This is a genomic window from Mesorhizobium sp. M0761, from assembly GCF_040320205.1.
Taxonomy (GTDB): domain Bacteria; phylum Pseudomonadota; class Alphaproteobacteria; order Rhizobiales; family Rhizobiaceae; genus Mesorhizobium.
In genome coordinates this window covers 219171-237729 of the sequence record NZ_JAMYPF010000006.1, presented here as the reverse complement: position 1 = coordinate 237729, position 18559 = coordinate 219171, and the positions used below count along the sequence as shown (strand labels likewise).

At 64.4% G+C, this 18559-nt stretch carries 13 protein-coding genes; 7 read left to right on the top strand and 6 right to left on the bottom strand.

Going from position 1 to position 18559, the window contains the following annotated elements; genetic code table 11:
* Nucleotides 1-51: 51 nt before the first annotated feature.
* The 4 genes from NKI32_RS12710 to NKI32_RS12695 form a co-directional block, all read right to left on the bottom strand.
* Nucleotides 52-3222: an efflux RND transporter permease subunit gene (locus tag NKI32_RS12710; protein WP_353002762.1), complete on the bottom strand. Its 3171-nt coding sequence runs from the start codon at nt 3220-3222 to the stop codon at nt 52-54.
* Nucleotides 3223-3303: 81 nt separating this feature from the next.
* Nucleotides 3304-4482, bottom strand: a complete 1179-nt coding sequence (locus tag NKI32_RS12705; RefSeq protein WP_031204473.1) for an efflux RND transporter periplasmic adaptor subunit — start codon at nt 4480-4482, stop codon at nt 3304-3306.
* A 521-nt stretch (nt 4483-5003) separates the two neighbouring features.
* The gene (locus NKI32_RS12700) at nt 5004-6134 is read right to left on the bottom strand and encodes a patatin-like phospholipase family protein (RefSeq protein ID WP_353002761.1); all 1131 of its coding nucleotides are present in this window, start codon (nt 6132-6134) and stop codon (nt 5004-5006) included.
* 386 nt (nt 6135-6520) lie between these two features.
* On the bottom strand, nt 6521-7609 hold the full coding sequence (locus NKI32_RS12695; protein WP_353002760.1) for a citrate synthase/methylcitrate synthase: 1089 nt from the start codon (nt 7607-7609) through the stop codon (nt 6521-6523).
* Between the two features lie 93 nt (nt 7610-7702).
* Between NKI32_RS12695 and NKI32_RS12690 the strand changes: the two genes are divergently transcribed.
* Nucleotides 7703-8842 carry a citrate/2-methylcitrate synthase gene (locus NKI32_RS12690; RefSeq protein WP_027050805.1) on the top strand — a complete coding sequence of 380 codons (1140 nt, stop codon included), beginning with the start codon at nt 7703-7705 and terminating at the stop codon, nt 8840-8842.
* Here NKI32_RS12690 and ftrA read toward each other — a convergent pair.
* Nucleotides 8839-9831, bottom strand: coding sequence for a transcriptional regulator FtrA (gene ftrA / locus NKI32_RS12685; protein WP_023708560.1), 993 nt, complete (start codon nt 9829-9831; stop codon nt 8839-8841). The two genes, NKI32_RS12690 and ftrA, sit on opposite strands and share 4 nt — an antisense overlap.
* 89 nt (nt 9832-9920) lie before the next feature.
* Between ftrA and NKI32_RS12680 the strand changes: the two genes are divergently transcribed.
* Entirely contained in the window at nt 9921-10340 is a 420-nt protein-coding gene (locus NKI32_RS12680) for a rhodanese-like domain-containing protein (protein WP_027050807.1), read from the top strand.
* 50 nt (nt 10341-10390) lie between these two features.
* Nucleotides 10391-10846, top strand: coding sequence for a GNAT family N-acetyltransferase (locus NKI32_RS12675; protein ID WP_031194243.1), 456 nt, complete (start codon nt 10391-10393; stop codon nt 10844-10846).
* Nucleotides 10847-10891: 45 nt separating this feature from the next.
* Here NKI32_RS12675 and phaR read toward each other — a convergent pair whose 3' ends face one another.
* On the bottom strand, nt 10892-11506 hold the full coding sequence (phaR, locus tag NKI32_RS12670; protein WP_023685813.1) for a polyhydroxyalkanoate synthesis repressor PhaR: 615 nt from the start codon (nt 11504-11506) through the stop codon (nt 10892-10894).
* Between the two features lie 302 nt (nt 11507-11808).
* On the opposite strand from phaR, the gene NKI32_RS12665 reads away from it, so the two are divergent.
* From NKI32_RS12665 to NKI32_RS12650, 4 genes are all read left to right on the top strand, one after another.
* Nucleotides 11809-12993 (top strand): acetyl-CoA C-acetyltransferase, encoded by a 1185-nt coding sequence (locus NKI32_RS12665; RefSeq protein ID WP_352652190.1) that lies wholly within the window; start codon nt 11809-11811, stop codon nt 12991-12993.
* 129 nt (nt 12994-13122) lie between these two features.
* A complete protein-coding gene (gene phbB / locus NKI32_RS12660) occupies nt 13123-13848 on the top strand; it encodes an acetoacetyl-CoA reductase (RefSeq protein ID WP_023698448.1) in 726 nt (241 codons plus the stop codon).
* 695 nt (nt 13849-14543) lie between these two features.
* The gene (locus NKI32_RS12655; protein WP_353002759.1) at nt 14544-18050 is read left to right on the top strand and encodes a helicase-related protein; all 3507 of its coding nucleotides are present in this window, start codon (nt 14544-14546) and stop codon (nt 18048-18050) included.
* 75 nt (nt 18051-18125) lie between these two features.
* Nucleotides 18126-18512, top strand: a complete 387-nt coding sequence (locus NKI32_RS12650; protein WP_023673663.1) for an RNA-binding S4 domain-containing protein — start codon at nt 18126-18128, stop codon at nt 18510-18512.
* Nucleotides 18513-18559 lie beyond the last annotated feature (47 nt).

The window sequence follows — 18559 nt, the reverse complement described above, 5'->3', positions numbered from 1 at the left end:
AAGGCCGCCCGGTTGTTCCGGACGGCCTTTTGTCCGACTGCTCGAATGCAGCTATTCCGCGGCTTTCGGGAAGGCGATTGCCGGCTCATCGAGCGGACCCGGCTTCGGCCCTGTGGACGCATCCCTTTTCTTTTCGCGCCCGAACAGCCGGCGGAAGAACGCGTAGAAGCGGCTGTTCTTGCTGCGCGTGAAGATCATCAGCATGGACGGCGTCACCACCAGCGTCAGCAGCGTGGCGAAGGACAGGCCGAAGACGATGGCCGACGACAGCGAAATCCACCATTGCGTCGACGGCGCGTTGATCGTCGTCTCGTGATGGAAGATTTCAAGGCCGAGGCCAAAGGCGATCGGCAGCACGCCAAGGATGGCCGAGACCGCCGTCAGCACGACCGGGCGGGCACGTTCGCGGCAGGTCTGCAGCACCGCCTCCATCTTGTCCCAGCCCTCTTCGCGCAGCCGGTCATAGGTGTCGATCAAGACGATGTTGTTGTTCACCACCACGCCGGCCAGCGCGATGACGCCGATGCCCGACATGACAATGCCGAAGGCTTCGCCGGTCAGCAGCAGCCCCAGGAACACACCGATCGTCGCCATGACCACGCAGGACAGCACCAGAAGCACGCTGGTGAACTTGTTGAACTGCATCAAGAGCACCAGGAAGATCAGGAAGATCGCCGCGCCGAAGGCCTTGCCGAGGAAGGCGCTGGCTTCGGCGCTGTCCTCGTTCGACCCCGCCAGCTTCCAGCGTATGCCGTTGTCGAGCTTCATGTCGGTGACCGCCTTGGTCACCTCCGCCTGCACCGCCGCAACCTGGTTACCGGCGGCGACGTTGGCCTGGACGACCACTGTGCGGGCGCCATCGATGCGGTTGAGGATGCCGACGGTCGGCTCCGGCTTGCGCACGACGAAGTTGGAGATCGGCACCGAGCCTTGCGCAGTCTGCACCCGGAGCTCGTCGAGCGTCGACAGCGTGCGGCGGTCTTCAGGCAGCCGCAGCCTGATGTCGACGGCATCGTCGGCGCCGGCAGGCCTGTACTCGGACAGCTTCAACCCGTTGGTCACCAGTTGCACCACCGTGCCGACGGCGGTCGGGCTGATACCGTATTGCGCCGCCTTGGCGCGGTCGACCTCGAGCGCCCAGTCGACGCCGGGCGGCGGCAGGCCGTCGGAAACGTCGATGACACCGGGCACCTTGGCAATGCGCGCCGCAACCGCGCGGGCCTGGTCGTCGAGCCCTTTGGGGTCGATGGCCGAAAGCCGCAGCTGCACCGCCTTGCCCGTGGGAGGACCGGCCTCCGGCACGCGCACTTCGACATCGACGCCGGGAATGCCGGCCATGACGGTGCGCAGCTCATCCAGGATATTGTTCGCCGATTTGCGCTCGCGCCAGTCGATGAACTCATACTGGATGACGCCGACGACGTCCTCCGGCACGTCCTGTCCGCCGCCCTGCGTCTTGCCGACGCGGGTATAGACCGATTTGACGCCAGGCCAGCCAAGCAGCCGGTTTTCGGCGATCCTGGTCGCCGTGTCCATTTCGGCCAGCGAGAGATTGCCGCGGGCATGCACATAGAGCAGGCCGTAATCGGGCTCGACGCTGGGGAAGAACTCGACGCCGGCGCCATATTTCGAATAGGCGAAGCCGACGCCGGTGAGCAGCACGGCGGTGAGCACCAGCACGGTGATGGGGAAGCGCACCGCCTGTTTGACCAGCGCCATGTACCAGCCGTCGCGATTGTGTTCCTCGTGATGCTCCGGCGCCTTGGCGAAAAGCGCGCCCAGCGTCGGCGCGAACACCAGCGCATAAAGCATCGAGGCCGACAGCGTGACGATCAGCGTGATCGGCATGTATTTCATGAAGTCGCCGATGATGCCGGGCCAGAACAGCAGCGGCGAAAACGCCGCGATGCGGGTCATGGTCGCGGCGATGACCGGACCGGCCATGCGCTTGGCGGCCAGCGTGAAGGCTTCCGCCTTCGGCATGCCTTCGCCCATGCGCCGTTCGGCAAATTCGGTGACGATGATGGCGTCGTCGACCAGCATGCCGACCGCCAGGATAAGGCTGAACAGCACGATCATGTTGATCGTGTAGCCCATCATCGCAAGCAGCAGGATGCCGATCAGGAACGATGACGGAATGGCAAGCCCGATCAGCAGCGAGGCGCGGCCCGACAGCGCATAGAGGATGACGATGAACACCAGGATGACGGCGATCATCACGTGGTTCTGCAGGTCGCCCAGCAGCTGGTTGACGAAGACAGACTTGTCCTGCGTGTAGGTGATGTTCATGCCTTCCGGCATCGTCTTGACGTAGGCGTCGGACACTTCCCGCACCTTGGCCAGCGTGTCGATCAGGTTGGCGCCGATGCGCTTCTTGACTTCGATGGCGATGGCCGGCTTGCCGTTGAGGCGAGTGATGGTCTCGGCATCGGCGAAGGTCGAACGCACCGTGGCGATGTCCTTCGCCTGCACGACGGCATTGGGGCCGGCGACCACCGGCAAGGACGCGACATCCTCGGGTGTCTCGATCAGCGACGGCACCTTGACCGCGTATTTGCCTTCCGAACCCTCGATATTGCCGGCGGCGACCAGGCTGTTGGAAGCGCCGACCGCGCCGATCAACTGGTCGAGCTGCAGGCCGTAGGAGGACAGCTTCATCGGGTCGATGACGACCTCGACGAGATCGTCGCGCGCGCCCTGCAGCGAGCCTTCGAGAACGCCAGGCACTTCTTCGATGCGGTCGCGCAATTCGCGCGCGGCAGCCGTCAGCACGCGCTCGGGCAATTCGCCCGACAGCGTCACCACCAGCACCGGGAATTCGGAGATGTTGACCTCGGTGACGACGGGTTCTTCGGCCGCCTGCGGCAGGTCGGCCTTGCCGTCCTGCACCTTGGAGCGCGTGTCCTGAAGTGCTGTCGCCAGGTTGGTCTGCGGCTGGAACTCGACCAGCACATAGCCGCCGCCCTGGAAGGCGGCCGAGCGCATTTCCTTGAGGCCCTTGAGGCTCTTCAGCTTGCTTTCCATCGGCCGCAGCAGAAGGCGCTCGGAATCCTCAGGCGAAATGCCCTGATAGATCAGGCTGACATACATCATCGGAATCGGAACGTCGGGTTCCGCTTCCTTCGGCGTCGACTGATAGGCGACCCAGCCCGCCAGCAGCAGGAAGACCAGCACCGCAATGGTCAGCCGGGCATTGTTGATCGCGAGTTTGACGATATCCATGGCCTGTTCTCAAGATTTCAGGAGCCGCATTGCGGCCGGTTGTCCCCGCCCCGGCTGTCCCCGGCCGGGGCCGCTCCGGCGCTACTGCGTTGTCGCTTCGCCCAACAGCTTCTGGATGGTCGCCTGGTCGGCCTCGACCGGCTTGACGACGTCGCCTTCCTTGACGAGTTCCTGGCCGGCGACGATGACGCGGGCATCGGCTGGAATGCCGCCAAGCACCAGGCCCTTCGGCGAGTCGTCAACGAGGTCGATCGGGAAGAACACCACCTTGTTGTCCTTGTCGACGGCACGGATGCCAAGGTCGCCCTTGTCGCCCAGCGTCACCACGGAGCGCGGCAGCATGACGGCGTCGGTCGGCTGCGCGCTGAGCGAAATCTCGGCCGTCATGCCCGCCGGCACGGAGCCATCGGCATTGGGCACGGCAATCTCGACGCGGAAGGTGCGGGTCGCCGACGAGGCGTCGCGGCTGATGTAGCGCACCGTGCCTTCGACGGTCTGGCCGCTGACCAGCCGCACAGCAGCCTTGTCGCCGAGCTTGAGATAGCCGAGGTCGCGTTCGCTGACTTCGCCGCGCGCAATCACCGGATCGAGCTTGAGGATGGTTGCCACCTCGCCGCCCTGCATGATGGAACTGCCGAGCTCCACCGGCACCCGGTCGATGACGCCGTCGAAGGGCGCCTTGACTAGATTGCGGTCGAGTTCGGCCTGCGCCGTTTCCAGCTGCGACTGCGCAGCGGTCAGGTTCGAACGCGCCGTGTCGAGCTGCAGCTTGGGCAGATTGCCGGTCTTCATCAGCCGCAGCGATGCGTCGAGTTCAGCCTGGCGCTGCACGACGAGCTGCTTGGCATTGTCGACCATCGAGATCTTTTCTTCCGCCGCAAGCATCAGCACCAGATCGCCGGTCTTGACGTGATCGCCCTGCTTGACCGGCAGCTTTTCGATGACGCCGGCGACACGCGTCGCCAGCACGGCGCGCTTGTCGGCCTCGGTCAGCCCGGAAATGCGGATGGCGCGGGCATAGGTCTTGCGCGGCGGCGTCACCACCGCGACGGTGCGCAGCGGCGCCTTCGGTTCGGCCTCGGCGGTCTTGGTTGCATCCGGTGCCTTGGCCTGATCGCCCGGCTTGGCCTGATCGCCTGCCTTGCCAGCACCTTCGACAGCGGCGCTGCCGACGGACGAGAACGCGCCTGTTCCCATCCAGCCGGCGAAGCCGATGAGCACGACAATAGCGGCAAGCTTGTGAAACCTGATCTTCGGCATCATTGTTTTTCCACTGCGGGGTTCGGCCAAGTCGTTATCCAACAGGGTGTCCGTCGTCTAACAGCTACCGTGTCTTCCAACTCGGGCGCGTCGCCGATATGGGTGCGCGCCAGGCCGTGTTCAATTTGCCGTGAACGGCGAAGCCGCGCTTCTACATCAAAGTTGCATCACAATACAGTCGAAAAGTTGCAGGAACATTGTGCCAGGCGATGTAGTGTGGCCAATGGGAAACGGTTTTGTCAGCGCCCCGCCAGGCGACAGAACCACAGTCTCGGAACCATACGGGTGTTGGAGGCGCTTTGTTTTCAAGGCGTTTTGAGCACTGACATTCTCCTGTGCCTGCACTAGTTTTTGACGCTCAAATGTGGGCGCGACCTGCGTAGCCACTCAGTGAATGGCAGCAGGCGTCAGTATGATTTTGTATACCGTCACACGCAACGGTTGTTCCGGGACGGAAAGTCATCGGCGCTACTCCGATTTGCCGAACACTTCGCTGATCGTCTTGATCGATCCGGGCGGACTCAGGCCCGCCGGCGTTCCGCCTCCGGCTTCTTGCGGGCGGCGAGGAATTCCTTCACCCGCCGTCCCGGTGCCGGCCCGCGCACCGGTTTGAAGCCGTCATCGAGTTCGCCGGAAAGATCGAGCGTCGGCCGCTTGCCGACGGCGTAGTAATTCTCCTCCAGCCAGTCGCTCGCCGCTATGCGGCCAAGGTCGCGCAAATAGGTCAAAAAAGCCCATTCGGCGTTGACCTTGGACGACGCCGACAGATCCTTGAACGCCTCGTCGGCATCGATGCGGTGCATGCGGATGTCGCGGTATTCGCCACGCGGCAGCCGGCCGGCGGCGATCAGCTCCTTGACGAAGGCGATCGAGCGGAATTCGTTCAGCAGCCCGGCATTGAAGGTGATCTCGTCGATGCGGTTCTGGATTTCGTTGGCGCTTCTCGGCGTGCCTTCGCGCACCACCGGATTGATCTGCACCAAAAGCACATCCTCGGTCGCCGCCGTCTTGAAGAACGGGAACAGCGCCGGATTGCCGCCATAGCCGCCATCCCAATAGGGCACGCCCTTGATCTCGACGGCGCGGAACAATTGTGGCAGGCAGGCCGAGGCCATCACCGTGTCGAGGTCGATCTCGCCATCGGAAAAGACGCGCAGCTGGCCGGTCTCGACATTGGTCGCCGAAATGAACAGCTCCATCGACTTGCAGGCGTGAACATTTTTGAAATCGATCTCCTGCTCGACCACGTCGCGCAGCGGGTTCAAGCCCAGCGGATTGGCGACATAGGGCGAAAACACTCGGGACATGGTGTCGAAGAAGAAATAGCCGGGCGTGTTCTCGATCGACCAGTTGCCCCAGGCGACGTCCCACGGCATGCGCTGCACCGGGCTGAAGCGGCCCTTGGCCGCCACCGCGCGCCAGAAGTCGTCGAGCTTTTGCCGTGCACCCTCGACGCCGCCGCGCACAAAACCATCGGCCAGCGCCACCGCATTCATCGCGCCGGCGCTGGTGCCGGACACGGCTGAAATGTCGAGCCTGCCATCCTCCAGCAGCCGGTCGAGTACACCCCAGGAGAAAGCCCCGTGCGAGCCGCCGCCCTGCAGCGCGATGTTGATCTTCTTCGTTTCCTCCGCCTTGCCGTTTTTGGTCATGGCGTTCCTGTTCGGTTTGGTCGCTGCTGCCTCATTCCGCCCGGAAATCGGGCGGGTTCGACGGCAGCGGACTTATATTGCAGTGCAGCATATAAGGGATGACCAAGGCAAGAACACGAACACGGTCGCGTGATCACATGAAATTTTGGTCATGGGGAGTGGTCCTCCACGCCGAGGTCTTCGCCCTACGAATACCTCCACCCTTGATCCCTCCCCACAAGGGGGAGGGAGACTTGGTAGACGCTGATCTCAGTAAACCACCGACGTTTCGGCGGCGCGCGCCAGCTGCCCTCCCCCTTGTGGGGGTCCGAAGGACGGGCGAGACCCGTGGCTCGCCCCGGCAAGCTAGGGTGGGGTCCTCTTCGCAACAATCTGAACTTGGAACCTCAGGCCACGAGGTCCGGCACCGGCCCGACATAGCGCGACTGTGGCCGGATCAGCCGCCCGGTCGTCTGCTGTTCGCGCGCATGCGCGATCCAGCCGGCGACACGTCCGGCGGCAAAGACATTGCTGAACGCCTGTGGCGGAAAGCCAGCCGCCTCAAGCACAAGCGCTGTGTAGAACTCGACATTGGTCTGCAGCGAGCGCTGCGGCTTGGCGATCCGCAGCACTTCGAGCGCCGTCTGCTCGACCTGTTCGGCGAAGGCCAGCCGGCGGCCGGCTTCGCCTTCGCTGCAGAGCTGCCGCACAACGGCTTTCAGCACATCGGCGCGCGGATCGCGCACGCGGTAGATACGGTGGCCGAAGCCCATGATGCGCTCGCCATCTTGGATCTCGCCACGAAGCCAGCTGGCCGCGTCGCCATGCGCCTCGATTGCATCGAGCATCTCGATCACCGGGCCGGGCGCGCCGCCGTGCAGGGGGCCCTTGAGCGCGCCGAGCCCGGCCAGCACCGACGATGTCAGACCGGCCAGCGTCGATGCGACGACGCGGGTGGCGAAGGTCGAGGCGTTGAGGCCGTGATCGCAGACGGTCACCAGATAGGTGTCGAGTGCCCTTGCCAGCGCCGGCGACGGGACGGATCCCTCGAGCATCCTCAGCATGTCGGCGGCATGATCGGCCTTCGCGTCAGGTGCGGTCGGCTGCTCGCCGCGCGCCAGCCGCAGCAGAGCCGGCGTCAGCACAGCGGGCGCCGCGATCAGCCGCAAGGCGTCCGTCAGTGCCTCGCCATCCGGCAGCAGCGCCATGCCGGCGCGCATGGCGCCATAGATCTCAAGCGGTTCGAGCAGCGGCAGCGAGGGCGCAAGCCGCTCGAACACCTCGACGCGAGCCTTGCCCAGCCTCGCTGCCAGTTCGGCATCGCCGGGAAGGCCGTCGAAGAAGCCGTCGAGCAACAGGCGAACCACTTGCGCATAGCGCCAGCGTCCCGCCAATTCCGGCAGCGAACGACCGCGGATCGTCAGGCGGCCGCCAAGGCCATCGACATCGGAGAGCACGGTCTCCGCCGCCACCACATCATCGAGCCCGTTCGCCATATCTCATCTCCTTGCAGCTTTTCTGCATGGGAGATAAGGGTTAGACTGCGCCTCGATCAATCTTGATCAATATAATCAATATGTGAGCTAAAAATGTCCGAATGGCTGTCGCGGGAAGAGGCGCTGGAAAGGCTCAAGGTCCGGCCGCAGACGCTTTACGCCTATGTCAGCCGCGGCCGCATCGGCATGCGGCCGGATGAGAGCGACCCGCGCCGCAGCCAGTACCGCGCCGACGACATCGCGGCATTGGCGACCCGCCGGGCGCGGGGCCGCAGTCCCTCGGCCATCGCCGAGAGTGCGATCGCCTGGGGCGAACCCTCGATTGTCACCGCGATTTCGACTGTGCTGCACGGTCGACTGATCTATCGAGGGCAAGACGCCGTTGCGCTCTCCAAAGCGGCGACGCTGGAGGAAACCGCTGCTGTGCTCTGGGCCTCGACTGAACCGGTGGCTTTCAAAGCTCCGTCATCTGAAGCGCCTCATCCAGTCGGCCGCGCCTCGGCCTTTGCGCAGCTTGCCATGCTTGCCGGCCAGGGGCGGCCTTCGCTCGGGCGCAGCGCCGCCTCGCTGTGCACTGAAGCCGCGCACACAGTCGCAGCGCTGGCGCAGTCGCTGGGCGCCGGAACCGGCACAGCGCCCGTCCATAAGCGCCTGGCGCAGGGCTGGTCGGTGAATGATGCCGGCGCGGAAGCGATCCGCTGCGCCCTCGTCCTGCTCGCCGATCATGAACTCAACGCATCGACCTTCGCCGCCCGCGTCGCAGCGTCCACAGGCGCCTCGCCTGCCGCATGCCTGCTGGCCGGCCTGGCAACGCTGTCCGGCCCGCGCCACGGTGGTGCCGGCGAAGCGGTGATGCAACTGGCTGAAGATGCAGCAGCCCACGGCGCGGATGCGGCGATCCGGCGCTGGCTCGGCCATGATCGGCCCTTGCCGGCGTTCGGCCATCCGCTCTATCCCGAAGGCGATCCCCGTGCCACCGCACTTCTGGAAGTCATCCCTGTCGACGAGACGCTGCAACAGCTGCAAAAAGCCGCCATGGCGGCGGCCGGTGCCCAGCCCAACATCGACTTCGCCCTGGCCACACTAACGCGCGGCCTTGGCTTGCCGCGCGATGCACCGTTCCAGCTGTTTGCGCTCGGACGCAGTGTCGGCTGGGCCGCGCATATGGTCGAACAGATCATTAGCGGCAGCATCATCAGGCCGCGTGGCCGCTATGAGGGACGCGTGACTTAAGCCGACCTGGCCGTGTTCCCGAACCGCGCACGGTACGCGACGGGCGTCGTGGCGAACTGCTGACGAAAATGATGCCGCAGCGTGCCTGCCGCGCCAAAGCCGGCAGTCTCGGCAATCCGTTCGATCGGCATGGCGGTGTCTTCCAGCAGCGTGCGCGCCCGCGAAAGCCGTTCCGACAGCAGCCAGCGCGCCGGCGTGACGCCGGTTGCGGCCGCGAACCGGCGCAGGAACGTCCGCTCGCTCATACCGGCAAGCTCGGCCAAGATGGCGACGGGATAGTCGGCGGCAATATCGGCGCGCATCCTGTCGATCAACGGTCCAAGCCGGCTGCGCTCATGTGGCTCGGGAACGGAACTCTCGACATACTGCGCCTGGCCGCCGTCGCGATGCGGCGGCACGACCAGACGGCGCGCCACCATGTTTGCAGCCTTGGTGCCGAAGTCGCGCCGAACCAGATGCAGGCAGAGGTCGATGCCCGCGGCACTGCCTGCCGATGTCAGCACATTGCCCTCATCGATGTACAAAACGTCCGGAATCACGGTGATGTCGGGGTACATCTCCGTCAGCTTCTCGCTGTAGCGCCAATGCGTGGTCGCTCTTTTGCCCGCAAGCAGGCCGGCGGCGGCAAGCACGAACACGCCCGAACAGATCGAAAGAATGCGAGAGCCGCGCTCGTGTGCCTTTCGAAGCGCCTCGATCAGCGCCGGCGGCACCGGAGCCTCCGTTCCGCGCCATCCCGGTACGATCACCGTGCCGGCCTGGCCGATCAGATCGATCCCGCCGTCGGCAACAATACGCACGCCGCCCAGCGCGCGCATTTCACCGGTATCAATACCGGCAACCGCAAAACGGTACCAATCCTCACCCATTTCCGGCCGGGGCAAGGCGAAGATCTCAACCGCCACGCCAAACTCGAACGTGCACAGCCCGTCATAGGCAACGGCAACGACAAGAGGGTTGGCAGGGCGCGGATTGGCAGAGGATGGCATGATCTTGACGATATATGGCAAAGCTGCCAGCTGCAATCGCCCTGCTTCCTGTCTTATCTCTCCGTCGCATCAGCAATGGAGATACGAGGATGAGCCACGTGACAGACATTCCGGCGGCATCGCCGGATATCGCCCGCGACCATTTTCTGCGCCGGCTTTCCGTCGAGACCGACTGTTCCGACGTCGCCGCCGCAATGCGTGCCGGGGAGCCGGACTTTGTTCTCCTGCATGTGGTCGGTTCGCCGGAAGCCTATGGACGCCGCCATGTGCCGGGCGCGCTGCATCTGCCCCACCGCGAAATATCGGCCGAGCGGATGGTGCAATGGCCCGAAAAGACGCTGTTCGTCGTCTATTGCGCGGGACCGCATTGCAATGGCGCGGATCAGGCGGCCTTCAAGCTGGCCAGCCTCGGTCGTCCCGTGAAGATCATGATCGGCGGCATAACCGGTTGGCAGGACGAGGACCTTCCTTTCGCTTCAGGCAAGGAGCCCGGTGTCTTGCACGCGTGAGGCCACGCGATATGGTCGGCCTTGAAGACTGAGCAAGCATGCAGAAGGCGATGGTTAGAATTCGTCCATTCGAGCGCCAGGATGTCGGTGCGGTGCTCGCCCTCATGCGGGCGCTAGCTGTCTTCGAGGGTTATGACGACAAGCTTCGCGTCACCGAAGCGAACCTCATCGAGCACGGGCTGGGGCCATCGCCCCGGTTCGGCGTGTTGGTGGCGGAGCGAGAGGGCGTGATCGTCGGCATCGCCGTCCACTACCTCATCCCCTGGACCTACGACCTGAAGCCGGTTGTCTGGCTGAAGGAACTCTACGTCACTGAAGCGACGCGCGGCATGGGGGTCGGCCATGCGCTTGTTGAACAGCTTCGCCAACACGCTTTGAGCATTGGCGCCTCCGCCATCAAATGGACGGTGCTGAAATCCAACTCGCCGGCCAAAGCCTTCTACCGCTCGCTCGACGGCCAGCCCGACGATATCTGGGAACCGTGGCAGCTGAAAATCGACCCGTAACGGCCGCCTCGACCAACTGAGGGCGGTCGACCATGCGGCGGTCGCTTACGACATGGTGTCGAGCTTGCGCTGCATGGCGGCGATCTGTTGCTTCAGTTCCTGAAGGTCGTCGCCGCTCTTTTCCGGGACGTCCTTGCGGGCCGGCTCGGGTGCAGCCGCGGCCGCAGCATTTGTGGCGGCGGTCGGGAAGGGCGTGAACAGGCGCATCGCGTTCTGGAACATTTCCATGTTGCGGCGTGTCTGCTCTTCCAGCGCCTTGATCGGCGTGGCGATCTTCATCACATCCAGCGGCGACTTGCCGATCGCGCCCTTCATCTGCTCGCGGAACCGCTCCTGTTCCTTGGAGAAGGCCATCATCGACTGTTCGAGGAAGCTCGGCACGATCTGCTGCATCTGGTCGCCATAGAAAGCGATCAACTGGCGCAGGAACGGGATCGGCAGCATGTTCTGCCCATCCTTGTTCTCCAGTTCGAAGATGATCTGCGTCAGCACCGGATGGGTAATGTCGTCACCGGTCTTGGCGTCCTGGACGGTGAACTCCTCGCCCTTCTTGACCATCTCGGCCAGATCCTCGAGCGTGACATAGGTGCTGGTGCCGGTGTTGTAGAGCCGGCGATTGGCATATTTCTTGATAATGATAGGGTCGTCTTTCGCGGCCATCAGCATCCTCCCGGGACACCGGCGCGCCTGAGTAAGCCGCCGGTAACGATTGCGCCATTTTTAAGGATATGCGCAAAAGCTCTATAATTCCAAGCGCTTTGTGCAGTGCGGCATCATTTATTGCTGCATGGCCGGCCAATTATGCTGCGCAGCAAAGGTTGGGCGATCCCGCCGGCCGCCCGCGCCCTGCTTGCGGCGCTTGGCCGGCATGCCCATTTCCGGTTTGACTTGGGGTGTGGAACGGGCAAGAAAAGTCCCAACAAGCCCCCAAGAACACGACACCTCGAAGTCTGGAGAGAAAAATGTCCGCTTCCAATTCAATCGTCGTTGCCAGCGCCGCACGCACGGCTGTCGGCTCTTTCAACGGCGCCTTCGCCGCCACCCCGGCGCATGAACTTGGCGCCGTCGTCATCAGGGAGCTTTTGGCGCGCGCCGGCGTCGAGCCGGGTGAAGTCGACGAGGTCATTCTCGGCCAGGTGCTGACCGCCGCGCAGGGCCAGAACCCCGCCCGCCAGGCGTCGATCAATGCCGGCCTGCCCCAGGAGACCACCGCCTGGGGGCTCAACCAGGTTTGCGGCTCTGGCCTGCGCGCCATCGCGCTCGGCATGCAGCAGATCGCCGCCGGCGACGCCACTGTGATCATCGCCGGCGGCCAGGAATCGATGTCGCTGTCGCCGCACGCCGAGCACCTGCGCGCCGGCGTCAAGATGGGCGACTACAAGATGATCGACACCATGATCAAGGACGGGTTGTGGGACGCCTTCAACGGCTACCACATGGGCAACACCGCCGAGAACGTCGCCCGCCAGTTCCAGATCACCCGCGACGACCAGGACCAGTTTGCGCTGGCCTCGCAAAACAAGGCCGAGGCCGCGCAGAAGGCCGGCAAGTTCAAGGACGAGATCGTCGCCTTCACGATCAAGGGCAGGAAGGGCGACACTGTCGTCGACCAGGACGAGTACATCCGCCACGGCGCCACCATCGACGCCATGTCCAAGCTGAAGCCGGCTTTCGACAAGGACGGCACCGTGACCGCCGCCAACGCGTCGGGCATCAATGACGGCGCCGCCGGCGCGCTGCTGATGAGCGAGGCTGAAGCCACAAGGCGCGGCATCACCCCGCTGGTGCGCATCGCCTCATGGGCGACGGCCGGCGTCGATCCGGCGATCATGGGCACCGGACCTATTCCCGCCTCGAAGCGGGCGCTCGAGAAGGCCGGCTGGTCGGTCAAGGACCTCGACCTTGTCGAGGCCAATGAAGCCTTCGCTGCGCAGGCCTGCGCCGTCAACAAGGGCATGGGCTGGGATACGTCGATCGTCAACGTCAATGGCGGCGCCATCGCCATCGGCCATCCGATCGGCGCGTCGGGCGCCCGCGTCTTCAACACGCTGGTTTTCGAGATGCGCCGCCGCCGCGCCAAGAAGGGCCTTGCCACGCTGTGCATCGGCGGCGGCATGGGCGTCGCTCTGTGCGTGGAAGCGCTGTGAACAAGAAGTGAGTAGTGAATAGGGAGTAGTGAATAGGGAAGAAGGAGCAGCGCGGCGGGATATCGATCCCTACTCGCTATTCCCTACTCCCTATTCCCTTCTTCCGACCAAAGGGAGGAAGAACTTTCAATGACCAAAGTAGCGCTCGTCACCGGTGGATCGCGCGGCATCGGCGCCGCCATATCGATCGGCCTGAAGAATGCCGGTTACACCGTTGCCGCCAACTATGCCGGCAATGACGAGGCAGCGGGGAAGTTCAGCGCACAAACCGGCATCAAGGCCTACAAATGGTCGGTCGCCGACTACGACGCCTGTGCCGCCGGAATCAAACAGGTCGAGGCCGATCTCGGCCCGGTCTCGGTGCTGGTCAACAATGCCGGCATTACCCGCGACGCCATGTTCCACAAGCTGACGCGCGAGCAGTGGAAGGAAGTCATCGACACCAATCTGTCTGGGGTCTTCAACATGACGCATCCGCTGTGGGGCGGCATGCGCGACCGCAAATTCGGCCGCGTCATCACCATCTCCTCCATCAACGGCCAGAAAGGCCAGGCCGGCCAGGTCAACTATTCCGCCGCAAAGGCCGGCGACATCGGCTTCTCGAAGGCGCTGGCGCAGGAGGGCGCGCGCGCGGGCATCACAGTCAATGTCATCTGCCCCGGCTACATCGCCACCGAGATGGTCAAGGCGATCGACGAGAAGGTGCTGAATGAACGCATCATTCCGCAGATCCCGGTCGGCCGCCTCGGCGAACCGGAAGAGATCGCGCGTTGCGTCGTCTTCCTCGCCTCTGAGGACGCCGGTTTCATCACCGGCTCGACCATCACCGCCAATGGCGGCCAGTACTTCGCCTGAACGACAGCAATTTCGCTCGGTAGGACGGGCCGCCTTATGGCCCGTTTTTCATCGCCGGCCGGCGATGTTCCCCGGGCTGCGCGCGAGACATTGACCCGTTCCGGCACGCAAAGATTAACGATTTTTAGGCGCCATGTGCAAAACCCGGTTCGCAAGCTGTGAATTCTCGGTGGACAAGCTGTGGACAACACAACATGTTGGGGTGAACAAACCAGGAAAATCCCGCCATCGCTGATTCGTCACCCATTCGTTCCGGCTTTGAGCGGAACGTTAACGACCAAGGCCGAATACCACCGGAAAATGGTTAAGGCCGATTAAGAAAATTCAGCAATTTCATAATGTTGGCCGAGGCGTATCGGATCACGACGATGCCCCGCCGGCAAAGGTTAACGCCAATGGTCGCCTTGCAGGAATCGGGCCAGTCTCCGCGATTCAGCATATGGTGAGACTCAGGCTCGCAAAATCCACATGTAGCCGTGAACAAAAGCTGAATCTGCCGGAGTCACTGATTCGTCGCCGATTCGTTCCAGACTCGTTCCAACTGTTAATTGAGACCTCAACGACGAACCGTGGGACTGCCGGCCGGAACATTCCGCTTTCGCTTCGCGCCTGAAATCCCTATGTGTCGCCTGTCATACGCGCCATGCGAGGCGCGCTCCCGACAACACGATGCAGAAAGCCTCATCTCCAGGCCGATGAACATCCAGCCGAAACACACCGAGCCGCTGATCCTGTCGGGTCGCGACGTGACTGCCGTGCTGGGTCCGACCAACACCGGCAAGACCCATCTCGCCATCGAGCGCATGGTGGCGCATGAGAGCGGCATTATCGGCCTGCCGCTCCGCCTTCTGGCGCGCGAGGTCTATGCCCGCGTCTGCGAAAAGGTCGGCGCCCACAAGGTGGCGCTCATCACCGGCGAGGAAAAAATCCAGCCGCCCGGCGCGAAATATTCGGTCTGCACCGTCGAAGCCATGCCGCGCGAGACCGACGTTGCCTTCGTCGCAATCGACGAGGTGCAGCTCGCCGGCGACCTCGAGCGCGGCCACATCTTCACCGACCGTATCCTGCACCTGCGCGGCCGCCAGGAAACGCTGCTGCTCGGCGCGGCCACCATGCATGGCATCCTGCAAAAGCTGCTGAGAGGCGTCTCGGTGGTGACGCGCCCTCGCCTGTCGCACTTGGCCTATGCCGGTTCGAAGAAATTGACCCGCCTGCCGCGGCGTACGGCCATCGTCGCCTTCTCCGCCGACGAGGTCTATGCCATCGCTGAGCTGATCCGCCGCCAGCAAGGAGGAGCGGCGGTCGTGCTCGGCGCGCTGTCGCCCCGCACCCGCAACGCCCAGGTGGCAATGTTCCAGGCAGGCGACGTCGACTATCTCGTCGCCACCGACGCCATCGGCATGGGCCTCAACCTTGATCTCGATCATGTCGCCTTCGCCCAGAACCGCAAATTCGACGGCTACCAGTACCGCAACCTGACGGCGGCCGAGCTCGGCCAGATCGCCGGCCGCGCCGGCCGGCATCTGCGCGACGGCACCTTCGGCGTCACCGGTCAGGTCGATCCGCTGGACGAGGAACTGGTCAAGCGCATCGAGGGGCACGAGTTCGATCCGGTGAAGGTGCTGCAATGGCGCACCGCGCATTTCGACTTCGCCAGCCTCGACGCGCTGAAGCGCTCGATCGAAACCAACGCGCCGGTCGAAGGCCTGACGCGGGCGCTGCCGGCGGTCGATGCGCAGGCGCTCGAACATCTCTCCCGCGACGAGGACATCCGCGCGCTGGCTACCAATGCCAAGCGCGTGGCGCTGCTGTGGGAAGCCTGCGCGTTGCCGGACTACCGCAAGATCGCGCCGGCCCAGCACTCCGACCTGATCGCTTCTATCTACACCGACCTCGCCAAACACGGCCATGTCGACGAGAACTACATGGCCGAGCAGGTGCGCCGCGCCGATACGACCGAGGGGGACATCGACACGCTGTCGCACCGCATTGCGCAGATCCGCACCTGGACATTCGTGTCCAACCGGCCGGGCTGGCTGGCCGATCAGGCACACTGGCGGGAAAAGACGCGCGAAATCGAAGACAGATTGTCGGATGCGCTGCATGAGCGGTTGACGAAACGGTTTGTAGACCGCAGGACTTCCGTCCTCATGCGGCGCCTTAGAGAAAATACAATGCCTGAAGCCGAAATCAGTCCTACCGGAACCGTCCTTGTCGAAGGCCATCATGTCGGCGAGTTGCAAGGGTTCCGCTTCACCGCCGACCAGAGCGCCGGCGGCGAAGACGCCAAGGCCGTGCGTACGGCAGCGCAAAAAGCGCTGGCCGCCGAGTTCGAGGCGCGTGCCGAACGCTTCGGCGCCTGCGCCAATGGCGACCTTGCGCTCGGCTCCGACGGCACGCTGCGCTGGATCGGCGCGCCGATCGGCACGCTGGTTGCCGGCGAGGACGCGCTGAAGCCGCGCCTGGTGCTTTTGGCCGACGAGCAGTTGACCGGCCCCGCCCGAGACAAGGTCGCCGCGCGCGCCGAGCGTTTCGTCAATTTCCAGATCGAGTCGCTGCTGAAGCCGCTGGTCGACTTGAAGAATGCCGAGCAGATCGCCGGCATCGGCCGTGGCATCGCCTTCCAGCTCGTCGAGCATTTCGGCCTCATCAACCGCCGCGACATCGCCGAGGAAATGAAGTCGCTCGACCAGGAGGGTCGCGCCGCCTTGCGCCGGCTCGGTGTGCGCTTCGGCGCCTACCACGTCTTCGTGCCGGCGCTGATCAAGCCGGCGCCCGCCGGACTGATTACGCTGTTGTGGGCGCTGAAGAACGACGGCAAGGACAAGCCGGGCTTTGGCGACGTGGTGCACGCACTGGCTTCCGGCCGCACCTCGGTGGTCATCGATCCGGCTTTCGACAAGAGCTTCTACAAGCTTGCCGGCTACCGCAATCTCGGCCGCCGCGCCGTGCGCATCGACATTCTGGAACGGCTGGCCGACCTGATCCGGCCTGCGACCAACTGGAAGCCCGGTCTGGGACAGCGCCCGGACGGCGCCTATGACGGCCAGTCCTTCATGGTGACGCCGCCGATGATGTCCATCCTCGGCGCAACCGCCGACGACATGGAAGAGATCCTGAAAGGTCTCGGCTATCGCGCCGAGCCGAAGCCGCCGGCAGAGGTCAAGGCGCGGCTGGAAGCACAGGACAACGCGGTGCGCGAAGCCGCGGCGGCAAAGCTGGCGGAAGCGGCAGCGAAGGCCGAGCAGGCCCAGACGGCGGAAGCCGCTGCAGGCGAAGCTGTCGCTGAAGCGCCGACCGACAGTTCGGAGCCGGATGCGGCTTCCGCCACTGAGGTTACGGCTGAGGAGCCCGTTGCCGAAGTCGCATCGGAGGCTGTTGCAGACGCTCAGCCGGAAGCGCCTGCCGAGGGTTCGGAGCCAGCTGCGGCCGTTGAAGCTACCGCCGAGGTCCCAGCCATCGACGAAACAACTGCAGAGCCTGCAGCGCAAGAACACGCTCCGGCCGTTGCAGAGGCTGACGACACTGTCACCGAAAGCGCCGACGCTTTTACCTCCCCCTCGATGGGGGAGGTCGCGGCGCGAAGCGACGCGGGTGGGGGTGACAGCGCTGACGAAACCGATAGTGCAGACCGCGTAGCCGATGCAGGCGCAACCGCCGACGCCGGCGCTGCCCCCACCCCGGCGCTGCGCGCCGACCCTCCCCACGAGGGGGAGGGTGGAAGCGCTGAGCCTGTCCCCGAGGCCGAAGCGCCAAAGCCCATCTTGCTGTGGCGGCAGGGTCGTTTCGAGCAGCGCCCGCGCCATCGTCAAGGCCGGGACAATCGCCCGCGTAACGGCCAGGCTGGCCGCGCCGATGCGCCGGCCGACGCTGCCGGCGGACAGCCGGCACCGGGCGAACGGCCGGCCTATCAGGGCCGGCGCGACCAGCGCGACGGTGCCGCCAAGCCACGCTTCGACCGTTCGAAGTTCAAGCCCAAGCCGCAGGCCGAGGGCGAACAGCGCCGCGACGGCAAGCCGCAAGGCGAGCGTCCGCGCGAGGGCCGGCCTGACTGGAAAGGCGGCAGGCCGGAAGGCAAAGGCGGACCGCAAGGCGCCAAGCCGGCTTTCCAGGCCAAGCCACGCGAGGAACGCCCGGCGCGCTTCGATCCGGACTCGCCCTTCGCCAAGCTCGCCGCCTTGCGCGACCAGCTGAAGAAGTAAGCTCTGAGCATGATCCCGAAAAGTGGAACCGGTTTTCGGACAAGATCATGCTCCAACAAGAAATAACTCGCTGCGATGGTTGCTGAAGGTCGTCAGCGCATCGACAAGTGGCTGTTCTTTTCGCGCGCGATAAAATCGCGCTCGCTGGCGGCCAAGCTGGTTGTCGCCGGACGCGTCCGCATCAACAGCGACAAAGCAGCGCAGGCCTCCGATCTGGTCAAGCCTGGCGACGTTTTGACCATTACGCACGAGCGCCGTATTTTCATTTGGAAGGTGCTTGGCACCGGCGTGCGGCGCGGTCCGGCCGAGGAAGCGCGCACGCTCTACGAGGACATGTCCCCGCCGCCGGCGCCGAAAGGCGAGGCTGTTGCCGATGCCATTCCGGCGCTGCGCGACGCCGGCAGCGGCCGGCCGACCAAGAAAGAGCGCAGGCAAACCGACCGGCTGTTCGGCGAAGACTGAAGCCTTGGCTGTCTGCGCCATGCCGGCGGTCTGGAATTTCATTCCGG